General features: G+C 53.0%; 1 pseudogene. It reads right to left on the bottom strand.

The features are described 5' to 3' along the window. Window positions 1-44: 44 nt before the first annotated feature. A pseudogene (locus tag HCF10_RS32235) lies at window positions 45-247 on the bottom strand (hypothetical protein); the annotation flags it as partial.

The following is a 247-nucleotide window of genomic DNA, read 5'->3' on the forward strand; positions in this document are numbered from 1 at the left end:
CCGGCAACACCTTTTAACGCCGTACCGCTCGTCCAGCTCATCGATCAACGTGAATGATCTTTGGCGTCCAAAAGCAGGAGAGCACTGGCCTTTTTTAGAATTTCGATATCCAGGTCTTTTTCTCTTAGCAGAGCTTTGAGCCTCTGGATTTCTCGTTGATCAGCAGTAATCGCCTTGGCCCCTACCGGGGTCGAGCCCAAGCGTTCTTTTTGCACTTGATCGACCCAGCGGCGCAGTGCTGTGGGGC

Origin of the sequence: Pseudomonas sp. B14(2022), from assembly GCF_012030485.1 — a bacterium.
In the GTDB taxonomy this organism is placed as follows: domain Bacteria; phylum Pseudomonadota; class Gammaproteobacteria; order Pseudomonadales; family Pseudomonadaceae; genus Aquipseudomonas.